The sequence below is a fragment of the Streptomyces sp. NPDC021224 genome (assembly GCF_044332905.1).
Lineage (GTDB): Bacteria > Actinomycetota > Actinomycetes > Streptomycetales > Streptomycetaceae > Actinacidiphila.
Genome location: NZ_JBIRPW010000006.1, coordinates 297,988 through 311,125 on the forward strand (window position 1 = coordinate 297,988; position 13,138 = coordinate 311,125).

Here is a 13,138-nt window from a genome sequence, read left to right on the forward strand (position 1 = left end):
GGTTGGCACCTGCCGGACGACAAGGTGGTGCGCCGGTGTACGTACCCACGCTCGACGGGGAGATGGAAACGACCTTGACCGGACTTGACGCGAAGGACCGCCCGCTCGCCCTCACCTACACGGGGGTGGACCGCGCCGCGCACCACCGGACGGACGAGGCATGGCTCGCCGCGGCGTGGAGCCACCCGACGACCCGGGTCTTCGTGGTCTCCGGCGGGCAGGTGCTGGTCGAGGACGCCCCCGACGGCCGTACCGAACTGGTCATGACCCCGGCGTTCGACGCGCCGGAGACCGAGATGCACCGCTACTTCCTCGGTATCGACCCCGACGGCGTGCGCTACTTCGCCCTCCAGAAGGACGCGCTGCCCGGCCGGATGGACGGCGCCGCGCGGCCCGCCGGGCTGCGTGAGGTCGGCGGGCTGCTCTCGCCGCTGGAGGCGGGCCTCATGGTGCACGCGGTGGCACTGGAGAACTGGCAGCGCATGCACCGCTTCTGCTCCCGCTGCGGCGAACGCACCGTCATCGCCGCCGCGGGCCACATCCGGCGCTGCCCCGCGTGCCTGACCGAGCACTACCCGCGCACCGATCCCGCCGTCATCATGCTCGTCACCGACGACCAGGACCGCGCGCTGCTGGGCCGCCAGCTGCACTGGCCGGAGGGCCGCTTCTCCACGCTGGCCGGTTTCGTCGAGCCGGGCGAGGCGATCGAGCAGGCGGTGCGCCGCGAGGTCGCCGAGGAGGTCGGCGTCACGGTCGGCGACGACGTCACGTACATGGCGAGCCAGCCGTGGCCCTTCCCGTCCAGCCTGATGCTGGGCTTCTTCGCGCGCGCGACCTCGTCCGAGATCAGCGTGGACGGCGAGGAGATCCACGAGGCCCGCTGGTTCTCCCGCGAGGAGCTGCGCGCCGCCTTCGCCTCCGGCGAGGTGCTGCCGCCGTTCGGCATCTCCATCGCCGCCCGGCTCATCGAGCAGTGGTACGGAGCGCCGCTGCCCCGCCCCTGAGCGCGGGGCGGGGCAGCGGGGCCGTGCGGTACGGGGCCCCGGGGTACGGGGCCGTCGGGCGCGGTCCCGTGGCGGGCGGGCGGAGGCTCAGACGCCGAGCGCCTGCTTGACCTGGGCCAGGCTCGGGTTGGTCATGACGACCTCGGCAGCGCCCGAGGACGGGACGACCTGGACGGTGGGCACGGTCTGGTTGCCGCCGTTCGCCTCCTCGACGAACTTGGCCGAGTCCGGGTGCTCCTCGATGTTGATCTCGGTGTAGGCGATGCCCTCGCGGTCGAGCTGGGACTTCAGTCGGCGGCAGTAGCCGCACCAGCTGGTGCTGTACATGGTCACGGTGCCCGGCATCGGTGGTCGCTCCTCGTCGCGAGAAAATCTGGCACTTCGCTAACGCCGGGCCCCCGGCGGTCATTCCGGACCCGGCGCGGGGCCCGGTTCGGGTAGGGCCTGTGGACAACTTTCCCGGGCTGTCCGCCGGACCTGGCAGAGTGGCGGTGTGACTGCGACAACCCACGACACGCTCTTTCCCTCGGCGCCCGAGTCGGCGGACGCGGTGCTCGACGGCCTCGATCCCGAGCAGCGCGCCGTGGCGACGGCGCTGCGCGGCCCCGTGTGCGTGCTGGCCGGTGCCGGCACGGGCAAGACCCGGGCGATCACCCACCGGATCGCCTACGGCGTGCGGGCCGGTATCCTCCAGCCGGCGAGCGTGCTCGCGGTCACCTTCACCGCGCGGGCGGCGGGCGAGATGCGCGGCCGGCTGCGGCAGCTCGGCGCGGGCGGCGTCCAGGCCCGTACGTTCCACTCCGCGGCCCTGCGCCAGCTCCAGTACTTCTGGCCGCGCGCGATCGGCGGCGAGATGCCCCGGCTGCTGGAGCGCAAGGTCCAGCTGGTCGCCGAGGCCGGTGCGCGCAGCCGCATCCGGCTCGACCGCAACGAGCTGCGGGACGTCACCAGCGAGATCGAGTGGTGCAAGGTCACCCAGACCGTGCCCGAGGACTACCCGGCGGTCGCCGCCAAGACGGGCCGGGACGTACCGCGCGACCCCGCCGAGGTCGCCCGGATCTACGCCACGTACGAGCAGCTCAAGCGCGACCGCGGCATGATCGACTTCGAGGACGTGCTGCTGCTGACGGTCGGGGTGCTCCAGGACCGGCCGGACGTCGCCGACACCGTCCGCTCCCAGTACCAGCACTTCGTGGTGGACGAGTACCAGGACGTCAGCCCGCTCCAGCAGCGGTTGCTCGACCTGTGGCTCGGCGGCCGGGAGACCCTGTGCGTGGTCGGCGACGCGTCGCAGACCATCTACTCCTTCACCGGCGCCACCCCCGAGTATCTGCTCGGCTTCCGCTCCCGCTACCCGGACGCCACCGTCGTCAAGCTGGTGCGCGACTACCGCTCGACACCCCAGGTGGTGTCCCTGGCCAACGGCCTGCTCGGACAGGCCCGCGGGCAGGCCGCCGCGCACCGCCTGGAACTGGTCTCCCAGCGCGAGGCCGGCCCCGAGCCCTCGTACACCGAGTACGCCGACGAGCCCGCCGAGGCCGCCGGAGCCGCCCGGCGGATCCGCGAGCTGATGGACTCCGGGGTCCGCGCCAGCGAGATCGCGGTGCTCTTCCGGATCAACGCCCAGTCCGAGGTCTACGAGCAGGCCCTCGCCGACGCCGGGGTGCCCTACCAGCTGCGCGGCGCCGAGCGCTTCTTCGAGCGGCCCGAGGTGCGCGAGGCGGGCATGCTGCTGCGCGGCGCCGCCCGCGCCTCCACCGACCCGGAGGAGACCGCGGCCGGTGTGCCGGACCAGGTGCGGGCCGTGCTCAGCTCCCGCGGCTGGGCCTCGGAGCCGCCCGCCGGATCCGGCGCGGTGCGGGACCGCTGGGAGTCGCTGGCCGCGCTGGTGCGGCTCGCGGAGGACTTCGCGACCGCCCGCCCGGCCGCGACGCTCGCCGACTTCGTGGCCGAGCTGGACGAGCGGGCGGGGGTGCAGCACGCCCCGACCGTGGAGGGCGTCACGCTCGCCTCGCTGCACGCGGCCAAGGGCCTGGAGTGGGACGCGGTCTTCGTCGTCGGCCTGACCGAGGGCACGCTGCCCATCACCTACGCCAAGACCGACGAGCAGGTCGAGGAGGAGCGCCGGCTGCTCTACGTCGGCGTCACCCGGGCCCGTGAGCACCTGTCGCTGTCCTGGGCGCTGTCCCGCTCGCCCGGCGGCCGCGGCACCCGCAAGCCCTCCCGGTTCCTGGACGGGCTGCGGCCCGGCTCCGCACCGCGCGGCGCCCGGACGGCGGGCGGCGGCGCGGGCGGGGTGGAGCGCGGCTCCGGCGGGCGCAAGCGGCGCGGCCCGGTGCTGTGCCGGGTGTGCGGGCGGACGCTGTCGGACGCCCGCGAGATCAAGCTCATGCGCTGCGAGGACTGCCCGTCGGATCTGGACGAGGGCCTGTTCGAGCGGCTGCGCGCCTGGCGCTCGGAGCAGGCCAAGGCGCTCGGCCAGCCGGCCTACTGCGTCTTCACCGACCGGACACTGCTGGCGATCGCCGAGGTCAGGCCGGAGGACGCCGGGGGCCTCGCGGTGATCCCCGGGGTGGGCGCGCGCAAGCTCGACAAGTTCGGGGCCGACGTGCTCGCGCTGTGCGCGGGCGAGGCCGCGGGGGAGGCGGCGGACGAGGCCGGGGACGAGGCCGGAGGCGAGGCCGCGGACGGGGCCGAGGGGGCCGCGCGGGAAGCTTCCGAGAAATCTGAAGAAGGAGCCGAAAAATAGTTTGCGCATCCCGCGGGGGTCCCCATAGCCTTCACGAGCGCGGTTGAGAACGGCTCTTCCAAGAGCCCGCCCGATCGTGATGTAATACGCAAGAACGGTCCATCAGCCTTACGAGACGCCGAGAGGAGGCGAGCCAGATGTCCACGCAGATTCTGATCACGAAACTGACCGATCGTCCGGTCGCCCCCGCCATTCTCGGCATGCCCTCGGCTGCCACCGGTCTGATGTCCTCCGCGCTTCTCGCGGCAGCTCCGGCTGCCCGGCTGCGCAGTGAGCGACCGACCGAGGCGTCCGCGGTAGCGGCAGCGCAGGCGAAGGCGTATGCCTTCGGCCGCGCGGCGGCGGCAGCGGATGCCGGCAACCAGACCGTCATCGGTGCCGCAGGCGCCCATGGCTTCGGCAATGGACAGCAGAAGACGCAGCAGTTCGGTAAGTGGGCCTTCCGCGGGCTCGAACCCTGGAGTGATCCAGCCTGACATCGCATCAGGTCGGCACCTCAGGGCCGCGGAATCCCAGACCGGGATCCGCGGCCCTTCTGTTTTCCGCCCGCGGACGGACGCCGTCGTCCGCGGACAGACAGACACAACAGCACACCGGCCGACCCGGCCGGCCCGAAAGACGAGGAACGAACACACCGTGCACACCGCCCAGCACGCACCGTCCGGACCCGCCCCCGACCCGAGCCGCCCGCCCGCACAGCCCCCGGAGACCACCTTGCTTCCCCTGACCGAGCTCGACGACGAGATCGAGCGCCTCGGCGTGCCCGTCCCGTGCCGCACCTACGACCCGGAGGTCTTCTTCGCCGAGTCCCCGGCCGACGTGGAGTACGCCAAGTCCCTCTGCCAGACCTGCCCGGTCCGCGAGGCCTGCCTCGCCGGCGCCAAGGACCGCCGTGAGCCCTGGGGTGTCTGGGGCGGCGAGCTGTTCATCCAGGGCGTCGTCGTACCCCGCAAGCGTCCGCGTGGCCGTCCGCGCAAGAACGCGGTCGCGGCATGAACACGCGCAGGCTCACCACCCCGGGGACGATCGACCGTCCCGCCACCCACGATCCGATGAATCAGGCCCCGATGACTCCCAGCCGCCTCGAACAGACCGCTCGTACCTCTGACGCCATGGCGTCGCACCAGAACAGGAACCACCACATGCAACTCATGCCCGAAGCCCTGGCCCGTGCCCATATGCAACAGCGGATGTCGGAGGCCGAGCAAGAACGCAGGGCCTCCCACCTGCTGGCCGCCCGGCGGCTCCAGCGGCGCGCCGAGCGCGCCTCGCTGCGGGCCCGGCGGGCGCTGGCCCTGGCCGTGATGCAGTAACGGCCGCACCACCCGGCAGTACCGACGACACCGCGGGGCCGGTCCATTCGGACCGGCCCCGCGGTGCGTTGTCCGGCAACCGTGCGCGGGTGGAGGTATCGTCGCCCGGTGGATCACAAGAACGACCGGACCACCACCTGCGCGCGCTGCGGGGCCACGCGCGAGGGACTGCCGCTGACCTGGACCTGCTCCGTCGAGAACGGCCGCCGCGTCTACTTCTGCGACGACTGCGCCCGCCGCCATCTGCGCAGCATCGAGAGCCGCCTCGACTCCTCCTGGTGGTGACCGCCCCGCCCCGCTTCACCCGGCCGCGGCGACGCCCTCAGCCCGCCGCGGCGCCCTCGTCCGGCCCGGACTCCTTCCCGCCCTCCGCGGCGAAGCCGGGCAGCCACTCCTGGAGCTCCGCCCGCAGCCGCACGGTGGCGCCCAGCTGGCACAGCACGCCCACCGTGCTCAGCGTCACCCGGTGGATCAGCAGATAGGACGGCGGCAGGTTGAGCTGCTTGCCCAACTGGTGGGCGGGCGAGCGGGGATCGGCGATCCTGGCCGCCTGCGCGCGCATCCACGCCCGGTCGAAGGCGAACTCCTCGCGCCCGGCCGGTTCGATGATCGGCTTGAGGTAGTCGAGCACCGCGTCGGAGTCGAGCGTGATCGTCGGCTTGACGAAGCCCTCCTCGCGCAGCATCGCGTGCACCTGCTCCGCCTCGCCCTCCAGCGCCAGCCGCAGCGCGGTGCCGATCGGCAGCGGCAGGCCCTCGGGCAGCCGGTCGACCGTGCCGAAGTCCAGCACGCCCAGCCGCCAGCCGGACACCGGGCCCTCGTCCGTCAGCAGCCGGAAGTTGCCCGGATGCGGATCGGCGTGCAGCAGCCCGGTGCGGGCCGGACCCGCGAAGAGGAAGTGCGCCAGCAGCTGGCCCGCCCGGTCGCGCATCTCCGGGCTGCCCCCGGAGATCACCTCCGACAGCGGCACCCCGTCCATCCACTCGGTGACCAGCACCTGGTCGGCCTGGTGCACCACGTCGGGCACCACGACATCCGGATCCCCGGCGAACTCCACCGCGTGGGTGTGCTGCGCCTGCGCCTCCAGGGCGTAGTCCAGCTCCTCCGCGACCCGCTCGCGCAGCTCGGCCAGCAGCGGCTTGACGTCCATACCCGGCACCAGCGGCCCGAACAGCCGTGCCACCCGGCCCAGTTGCGACAGGTCCGACAGCAGCGCGGCGCCCGCGCCCGGATACTGCACCTTCACGGCGACCTTGCGTCCGTCGCCCCACACCGCGCGGTGCACCTGCCCGATCGAGGCGGCCGCGGCCGGGGTGTCCTCGAACTCGGCGAACAGCGAACGCCAGTCCGCGCCCAGCCGCTCGGCCAGCACCCGGTGCACGGTGCGGGCCGGCAGCGGCGGGGCCGCCTCCTGGAGCTTGGTCAGCGCCGCGCGGTAGGGGCTCGCGACGTCCTCGGGAAGCGCCGACTCGAAGACCGACAGGGCCTGGCCGAACTTCATGGCCCCGCCCTTCAGCTCGCCCAGCACCTTGAACAACTGCTCCGCGGTGCGTTCCTGCAACTCGACGGCCACCTCGTCGGCCGGCCTGCCCCCGAGCCGCTTTCCGAGCCCGAGCGTGGCCCGCCCGGCGAATCCCAGGGGCAGTGCAGCCAGCTTCGCGGTACGGGTCACAGCCTTGCGCGGAAGATCGGACATGCGCGCCTCATTTCGCGTCGGTCACTTCGCCATTGTGCCTGGCCCCGCCGCCTGCCCGGTCAAGAGCAGGTCAGAATACGTACGCTGTCACTCTCCGTGTCCACCCCTTCAGAATGCCGTATCGCGCCCCCTCCCCGTACAGGTTGTCCACAGGGTGTGGGGAAGGTCGCCCTGTCGGCCGCAGCCCCTGGGGGGCCGTAAAAACGCAGGTGGGCGACGGGTCTCGGAGGGGATCCGGTGAAGAAAGTCGTTCAATATGCGTAAGAAGGGTCGTGATTCCCCGGGCAACCGGCCTGGAGACGGGACTTCCCGGACGGACAGCAGGTACGGTCGACAGCGTGTCGGCCGATCCAGCGCACAATCTCGCCAGCCAGCCCGCCCGCAGCCACCGGACGAGCACGGTGGAAGTCCGCCGCAGTGCCCGGCGGCGGCGGACCGTGTCCGCCTATCGCGACGGCGACCGCACCGTGGTGCTGATCCCGGCCCGCATGTCGGCGGCCGAGGAGCAGCGCTGGGTCACGGTGATGCTGGAGAAGCTGGCCGCGCAGGAGAGCCGCCGCACCCCCGGCGACGCGGAGCTGGCCGCCCGCGCGGAACGGCTGTCCGGCCAGTACCTGAGCGGACGCGCCGTGCCCGACACGGTGCGCTGGGTCACCAACCAGAACTCCCGCTGGGGCTCGTGCACGCCGTCCGAGGGCACCATCCGGCTCTCGCACCGCCTGCAGGGCATGCCGGAGTACGTCATCGACTACGTCCTGCTGCACGAGCTGGCGCATCTGCTGGTGCCCGGCCACGGCCCCGCCTTCTGGAAGCTGCTGGACAGCTACCCGCGCACCGAGCGGGCCCGCGGCTTCCTGGAGGGGGTGGCGGACCGCGAGGCCAGGGGCGGCCGGGACGAGGGGGACGACCTCCAGGCCACCGAGGCCATGGGGGAATAGCCCCTGTCGGCATGACCGGTTAGCCTGTCGCAACGCACACGCACGCCAGACGGGACGGGGGCCGGTCGATCCATGGCCAGGGAATTCCAGCGCGGCCACAAGGCCAAGATCAGCGATCTGACCGCGGGTACGGATCTGTACGTCGGCGTCTCGATCGCCGCGCCGGGCCTCACCTTCGACATCAGCTGCTTCGGTCTGGACGCCAAGGAAGAGCTGTCGGACGACCGCTACTTCGTCTTCTTCAACCAGCCCAAGTCGCCCGAGGAGTCCATCCAGCTGCTGGGCGCGCAGTCCGGCGACACCGAGTCCTTCCGGGTCACGCTGGACCGCATACCCCCCGCGGTGCACCGGCTCAGCTTCACCGCGACCATCGACGGCGACGGCCAGATGTCGCAGATCGGCCCCGGCTACCTGCGGCTCGTCGCGGGCGGTGAGGAGGTCGTGCGCTATTCGTTCACCGGCGCGGAGTTCTCCACCGAGCGCGCGGTGATGCTCGCCGACATCTACCTCAAGGACGTGTGGCGCTTCGCCGCGGTCGGCCAGGGCTTCGACGGCGGGCTCGCCGCGCTGCTGCAGAACTTCGGTGGCGAGGTCGCCGAGGAGCAGCCCGCCGCGCCCGCCGCCGCCCCCGGTTTCGCGCCGCCCCCCGGCGCGCCCGCGCCCGCCCCGGGCTTCGCCCCGCCGCCGGGCGCCGCCGCCCCGGCCCCGCCCGCCTTCGGCACCCCGCCGCCCGCCCCCGCGGCCCCCGCGTTCGGTACGCCGCCGCCCGCCCCGGCCCCCGCGCCGCCCGCGTTCGGCACCCCGCCCGGCGACGTCCACCAGGCGCCCACCATGGTCGCCCCGCTGGGCCAGCCCACCGCGCCGCCCTTCGGCCAGGTCCCGCCCCCCGGCCCCACCCCCGGCGCCTTCCCGGGCCAGCCCGGCCCGCCGGGATACGCCCAGCCGCCCGGCCCGCCCGGCGCACCCGCCGGATTCGGCCAGCAGCCCCCGCCCGGATACGCGCAGCCGCCCTTCGGCGGCCAGCAGCCCGCCTTCGGCCGGCCCCCCGCCGCGGGGTACGGACAGCCGCCCGTTCCGACGCAGGGCGCGGGGATGGCCGTGGTCATGCAGAAGTACCGCGAGCTGCCCACCGGCCAGCGCTGGACGGCGCAGAATCCGAAGATGATGCGCGCCGACCTCGCCCAGGGCGGCGGTCAGCCGGTGCTCGCCCGGCAGGGCAGCATGGTGCTCTACCAGGGCAAGGTCGACTTCGCCTACAAGGGCGCGGGCTTCACCGGCCGCATCGTCGGCAACATGACCGGCCAGGAGATGCAGCTCATGCGCTGCACCGGCAACGGCCAGGTCTTCTTCGCCGAGAACGCCGCCTACCTGCACCCGATAGAGCTGCAGAACGACGCCATCTGCGTCTCCGCGGAGAATGTGCTCGCCTTCGACGAGAGCCTCCAGCACGAGGTGCGCCGGATCGAGGGCCACGGCATCCCCGGCGGCGCGCTGTTCACCATGCTCTTCCAGGGCACGGGCACGGTGGTCGTCAAGACCCACGGTGTCCCGGTGGTGCTGCCCGTCACCCCGACCACCTACGCCGACAGCAACGCCATCGTGGCGTGGTCGGCCGGCGCCCAGGTGATCGTCTCCAGCCAGGTGCGGCTGCGCAGGAGCGCCTACCCCGGCCACAGCGGCGAGACCGTGAACCTCCAGTTCCGCGGCGCTCCCGGCAACTTCATCGTCGTCCAGCCCTACGAGGTGTGACCCGCCATGGACCAGCAGATGATCGCGGGCTACGCACCCACGCCGGTGGCGGCCCGGATGGAGAACCACGGCTCCCACATGCTCAAGGTCGCCATGGTGACCGGCCAGGACCTCTTCGCGCGCACCGGCTCGATGGTCGCCTACGAGGGCTTCGTGCAGTACGAGCCGAATCCCCCGGCGGTGCGGCAGATGGCCTCGGCGTGGCTGACCGGTGAGGGCACGCCGATCATGAAGTGCAGCGGTGACGGCCTGCTCTACCTGGCCGACTACGGCGCCGACGTGGTGTGCCTGAACCTCAACAACGAGTCGGTGTCGGTCAACGGCACCAATCTGCTCGCCTTCGACGCCCATCTGACCTGGGGCGTCGAACGGGTCAAGGGCCTGGCCAAGTTCGCCGGGCAGGGCCTGTTCAACGTCGGGGTGTCCGGCAGCGGATGGGTCGCCGTCACCTCCCGCGGCACCCCCATCGTGGTCGACTGCGGCCGCGGCGAGGACGAGACGTACGTCGACCCGGACGCGCTGGTGGCCTGGTCGTCCGGCCTGAAGATGAAGGCCAAGCGGAGCTTCAGGGCCGGCTCGCTCATCGGGCGGGGCAGCGGGGAGGCCTTCCAGATCGCCTTCTCCGGGCAGGGCTTCGTGGTGGTACAGCCGAGCGAGGACAGCACCGACCGCCTGCGGGCGCGGGGCTGAGGGGGAGCGACACATCATGCAGAGTCCGCTGTTCGCGTACACCGAGGTCCAGAACCAGGACCACTACAGCCTGCAGAACTCCTACCTGCTGCGGGTGCGCCTCGACGGCAACACCGGGCCCGACTGCCTGGCCCGCAAGGGCTCGATGGTCGCCTACCAGGGGATGATCGAGTTCGACGGCGAGTACCAGTCCCACCAGCAGCGCGGTGCCCGCTACCGCACCGGCGAGGGCCTGGACCTGATGCGCTGCTCCGGCCAGGGCACCGTCTACCTGGCCAACCTCGCGCAGCAGATCCACATCCTCGACGTCGACCACGACGGCCTGACGGTGGACAGCGCCTACGTCCTCGCCCTCGACTCCGGCCTGCACTGGGACGTCATCGCGGTGGACAGCCAGTTCGGCCTGTCCGGCACGGGTCAGTACAACCTCAACATCGCAGGTCAGGGCAAGGTCGCCCTCATGACCTCGGGCAAGCCGCTGCTGATGCAGGTCACGCCGGACAAGTACGTGTCGTGCGACGCGGACGCCGTCGTCGCCTGGTCCAGCAGCCTGCGGGTCCAGATGCAGGCGCAGACCAGCAGCAGCTCGGTCTGGCGCCGCCGGGGCAACACCGGCGAGGGCTGGGAGCTGAACTTCGTCGGTCAGGGCTACGTCCTGGTGCAGCCCAGCGAGCAGATGCCGCCGCAGCACGCCGAGATCGGCGGCGGCCTGCGTGCCCAGTACGGCATGGGCCAGCAGGGCGCCCGCGGGCAGAACCCCGGCAACATCTGGTCCAACTGACCGTCCGGCCGACCCCGCCGACACGCAAGGAGGGCCGGGAGGACGCACCGCGTCCCCGGCCCTCCGGCACGCTCACAGCAGCGCGCGCGCCCCTGCCAGCAGATTGCGCACCGAGGTGTCGGCGACCTCGGCCACCTCGTCGTAACCGAACCACTTCAGATCCAGCGACTCGTCGCTCATCACCGGCGCCGCGCCCTCCGGCGCCAGCGCCGCGTACTGCACGTCCAGATGCCAGGCGCAGGGCGTCAGGTGCCGGTCCAGCCGCACCGGCTGCGACGCCAGCAGCCGCAGCCCCGCGAGGCCCGACTCCTCGGTCGCCTCGCGCAGCGCGGACTGCGCGAGCGCGCCGTCCTCCGGCTCGCAGTGGCCGCCCATCTGGAGCCAGATCTTGATCTTGGCGTGCAGCGTCAGCAGCACCCGCTCCCGCGGCGGGTCCACGACCAGCGCGCTCGCGGTGATGTGCCCGGCCTCGCACGGCTTCCACAGCCCGTTCTCGCCGTGCGCGGCCAGATGCGCCAGATAGTCCTTGCGCAGCACGTCCTGCTCGGCCGAGGGTGCCTGCCAGCCCTCCAGGACGGCGACGGTGTCCGTGTACAGTGCGCTCACTTGCCGCCGTCACCCTTCGACGGGCCCTCGGCGGAACCGCCCTCGTCACCCTCTCCGGCGTCCGCGTCGTCGGCGCGGTCCGTGGTGTCGGTGCTGTCGGCGCCGTCGGTGCCGTCCGCCGCCTCGCCGAGCATGCGGTCCAGCTCGGAGAAGTCGATGTCCAGGGACTCGCGGTGCACGAAGCCGTCCGGGTCGTCGAGGTCGGCGGCGGTCGGCAGCATGTCGGGGTGCGCCCACAGGCCGTCCCGCCCGTCGACCCCCCGGGCGTCCGTCAGCGACGCCCACAGCCGCGAGGCGTCCCGCAGCCGGCGCGGGCGCAGCTGCAGGCCGATCAGCGTCGCGAAGGTCTGCTCGGCGGGCCCGCCGGTCGCCCGGCGGCGGCGCAGCGTCTCGCGCAGCGCGCCCGCGGACGGCAGGTGCGGGGCGGCGGCGGCGTGCACCACCGCGTCCACCCAGCCCTCGACGAGCGCGAGCGCCGTCTCCAGCCGGGCCAGCGCGGCTTTCTGCTCCGGGGTGTCCTCGGGCTGCAGCATGCCGCCCTGGAGGGCTTCCTGGAGCTGCTCGGGCTGCGTCGGGTCGAGCTGGCCGATCGCCTCCTCCAGCCGCGCGGTGTCCACCTTGATGCCTCGCGCATAGCCCTCGACCGCGCCGAACAGATGGGCCCGCAGCCACGGCACGTGCGCGAAGAGCCGCTGGTGGGCGGCCTCGCGCAGGGCCAGATACAGCCGCACCTCCTCCATCGGCACCCCGAGCCCGGCGCCGAACGCCGCCACGTTGGCCGGCAGCAGCGCCGCCTTGCCCGCGGGGCCGAGCGGCAGCCCGACGTCGGTCGAGCCGACGACCTCACCGGCGAGCGTGCCGAGCGCCTGCCCGATCTGGGAGCCGAACATCGCCCCGCCCATGGAGCGCATCATGCCGAGCAGCGGCCCGGTCATGGCCTGCATCTCCTCCGGCATGACGTCGCCCATCGCGCCCGCGACGCGTTCGGCGAGCGGATTCACCAGGTCCTTCCACACCGGGAGCGTGCCCTCGACCCACTCCGCGCGGCTCCAGGCCACGGCGGTGCGGGCGCCCGAGGGCAGCGACGTCACACCGTCCAGCCACAGGTCGGCCAGCCGCACGGCCTCCTCCACCCACGCGCGGTCGGCGCGGCCGACGGAGGCGTCCTTGACGCCGTCCGCGGTGCCCTGCGCGACGGTCTGCCGGGCGATGTCCCGCGCCATGTCCCAGTTCACCGGGCCGCCGTCGTAGGAGAGCATCTGGCCGAGCTGCTGGAAGGCCGCGCCCAGGTCGCCGGGGTTCATCGAGCCGAACATCGCGGCGAAGGGGTTCTCGCCGCCCGCGCCGAAGGGATTGGCGCCGAAGGGGCCCGCGCCGCCGAAACCGAACGGATTGGCCGGACCACCGCTTCCCCCGGTGGCGTCGCCCTCCCCACCGCCCTTGCGCTGCTTGCCTTCGTCGCCGTCCTCGGGCTCCTCCGGAGGGACGCCGAATCCGAATGGGATGTCGCTCACGGGATTCCTCGGATCTGTGTCGTGGTGGGCTGTCGTGGTCGGCCGGGTGTGATGGGCTGTACCTCCAAGCCTAGACACCTGTCCGGCAGGATGGCTGC

The 13,138-nt window shown here is 72.8% G+C and carries 14 protein-coding genes; 10 read left to right on the forward strand and 4 right to left on the reverse strand.

Annotated features, from left to right (window positions below; genetic code table 11):
• Positions 1–62 precede the first annotated feature (62 nt).
• Positions 63–1,004, forward strand: coding sequence for an NAD(+) diphosphatase (nudC, locus tag ACH4PY_RS17865; protein WP_398183412.1), 942 nt, complete (start codon positions 63–65; stop codon positions 1,002–1,004).
• Between the two features lie 87 nt (positions 1,005–1,091).
• Here the strand turns inward: nudC and ACH4PY_RS17870 are convergent, their stop codons facing one another.
• Positions 1,092–1,349 (reverse strand): glutaredoxin domain-containing protein, encoded by a 258-nt coding sequence (locus ACH4PY_RS17870; RefSeq protein WP_398182897.1) that lies wholly within the window; start codon positions 1,347–1,349, stop codon positions 1,092–1,094.
• Between the two features lie 148 nt (positions 1,350–1,497).
• Here ACH4PY_RS17870 and ACH4PY_RS17875 point away from each other — a divergent pair, with 148 nt between their 5' ends.
• The 5 genes from ACH4PY_RS17875 to ACH4PY_RS17895 all read left to right on the forward strand — a co-directional run bounded on the left by ACH4PY_RS17875 (position 1,498) and on the right by ACH4PY_RS17895 (position 5,351).
• Positions 1,498–3,753: an ATP-dependent DNA helicase UvrD2 gene (locus tag ACH4PY_RS17875; protein WP_398182900.1), complete on the forward strand. Its 2,256-nt coding sequence runs from the start codon at positions 1,498–1,500 to the stop codon at positions 3,751–3,753.
• Positions 3,754–3,890: 137 nt separating this feature from the next.
• Positions 3,891–4,229, forward strand: a complete 339-nt coding sequence (locus ACH4PY_RS17880; protein WP_398182903.1) for a hypothetical protein — start codon at positions 3,891–3,893, stop codon at positions 4,227–4,229.
• Positions 4,230–4,389: 160 nt separating this feature from the next.
• Positions 4,390–4,749: a WhiB family transcriptional regulator gene (locus ACH4PY_RS17885; protein ID WP_031520210.1), complete on the forward strand. Its 360-nt coding sequence runs from the start codon at positions 4,390–4,392 to the stop codon at positions 4,747–4,749.
• Positions 4,746–5,066: a hypothetical protein gene (locus ACH4PY_RS17890; protein WP_398182908.1), complete on the forward strand. Its 321-nt coding sequence runs from the start codon at positions 4,746–4,748 to the stop codon at positions 5,064–5,066. Before ACH4PY_RS17885 ends, ACH4PY_RS17890 begins: the two co-directional genes overlap by 4 nt.
• A gap of 108 nt (positions 5,067–5,174) precedes the next feature.
• Positions 5,175–5,351: a hypothetical protein gene (locus ACH4PY_RS17895; RefSeq protein WP_398182911.1), complete on the forward strand. Its 177-nt coding sequence runs from the start codon at positions 5,175–5,177 to the stop codon at positions 5,349–5,351.
• Positions 5,352–5,388: 37 nt separating this feature from the next.
• On the opposite strand, the gene ACH4PY_RS17900 is transcribed toward ACH4PY_RS17895, so the two are convergent.
• Positions 5,389–6,762 carry an ABC1 kinase family protein gene (locus ACH4PY_RS17900; protein WP_398182914.1) on the reverse strand — a complete coding sequence of 458 codons (1,374 nt, stop codon included), beginning with the start codon at positions 6,760–6,762 and terminating at the stop codon, positions 5,389–5,391.
• A gap of 338 nt (positions 6,763–7,100) precedes the next feature.
• On the opposite strand from ACH4PY_RS17900, the gene ACH4PY_RS17905 reads away from it, so the two are divergent.
• The 4 genes from ACH4PY_RS17905 (at position 7,101) to ACH4PY_RS17920 (ending at position 10,920) form a co-directional block, all read left to right on the forward strand.
• On the forward strand, positions 7,101–7,700 hold the full coding sequence (locus ACH4PY_RS17905; RefSeq protein WP_398182917.1) for a M48 family metallopeptidase: 600 nt from the start codon (positions 7,101–7,103) through the stop codon (positions 7,698–7,700).
• 72 nt (positions 7,701–7,772) lie between these two features.
• A complete protein-coding gene (locus ACH4PY_RS17910; RefSeq protein WP_398182920.1) occupies positions 7,773–9,449 on the forward strand; it encodes a TerD family protein in 1,677 nt (558 codons plus the stop codon).
• A gap of 6 nt (positions 9,450–9,455) precedes the next feature.
• Positions 9,456–10,139, forward strand: coding sequence for an AIM24 family protein (locus ACH4PY_RS17915; RefSeq protein WP_398182923.1), 684 nt, complete (start codon positions 9,456–9,458; stop codon positions 10,137–10,139).
• Positions 10,140–10,155: 16 nt separating this feature from the next.
• A complete protein-coding gene (locus ACH4PY_RS17920) occupies positions 10,156–10,920 on the forward strand; it encodes an AIM24 family protein (protein ID WP_398182926.1) in 765 nt (254 codons plus the stop codon).
• A gap of 72 nt (positions 10,921–10,992) precedes the next feature.
• Here ACH4PY_RS17920 and ACH4PY_RS17925 read toward each other — a convergent pair whose 3' ends face one another.
• Both ACH4PY_RS17925 and ACH4PY_RS17930 read right to left on the reverse strand, forming a co-directional pair.
• A complete protein-coding gene (locus ACH4PY_RS17925; RefSeq protein WP_398182929.1) occupies positions 10,993–11,526 on the reverse strand; it encodes an NUDIX hydrolase in 534 nt (177 codons plus the stop codon).
• Entirely contained in the window at positions 11,523–13,040 is a 1,518-nt protein-coding gene (locus tag ACH4PY_RS17930; protein WP_398182932.1) for a zinc-dependent metalloprotease, read from the reverse strand. The genes ACH4PY_RS17925 and ACH4PY_RS17930 overlap by 4 nt, the downstream gene beginning before the upstream one ends.
• Positions 13,041–13,138 lie beyond the last annotated feature (98 nt).

Bases quoted from the DNA above. Each gene is read 5' to 3' on its own strand.
- nudC (WP_398183412.1), top strand. From the start codon at position 63: ATGGAAACGACCTTGACCGGACTTGACGCGAAGGACCGCCCGCTCGCC.
- ACH4PY_RS17870 (WP_398182897.1), bottom strand. From the start codon at position 1,349: ATGCCGGGCACCGTGACCATGTACAGCACCAGCTGGTGCGGCTACTGC.
- ACH4PY_RS17880 (WP_398182903.1), top strand. From the start codon at position 3,891: ATGTCCACGCAGATTCTGATCACGAAACTGACCGATCGTCCGGTCGCC.
- ACH4PY_RS17890 (WP_398182908.1), top strand. From the start codon at position 4,746: ATGAACACGCGCAGGCTCACCACCCCGGGGACGATCGACCGTCCCGCC.
- ACH4PY_RS17900 (WP_398182914.1), bottom strand. From the start codon at position 6,762: ATGTCCGATCTTCCGCGCAAGGCTGTGACCCGTACCGCGAAGCTGGCT.
- ACH4PY_RS17910 (WP_398182920.1), top strand. From the start codon at position 7,773: ATGGCCAGGGAATTCCAGCGCGGCCACAAGGCCAAGATCAGCGATCTG.
- ACH4PY_RS17915 (WP_398182923.1), top strand. From the start codon at position 9,456: ATGGACCAGCAGATGATCGCGGGCTACGCACCCACGCCGGTGGCGGCC.
- ACH4PY_RS17920 (WP_398182926.1), top strand. From the start codon at position 10,156: ATGCAGAGTCCGCTGTTCGCGTACACCGAGGTCCAGAACCAGGACCAC.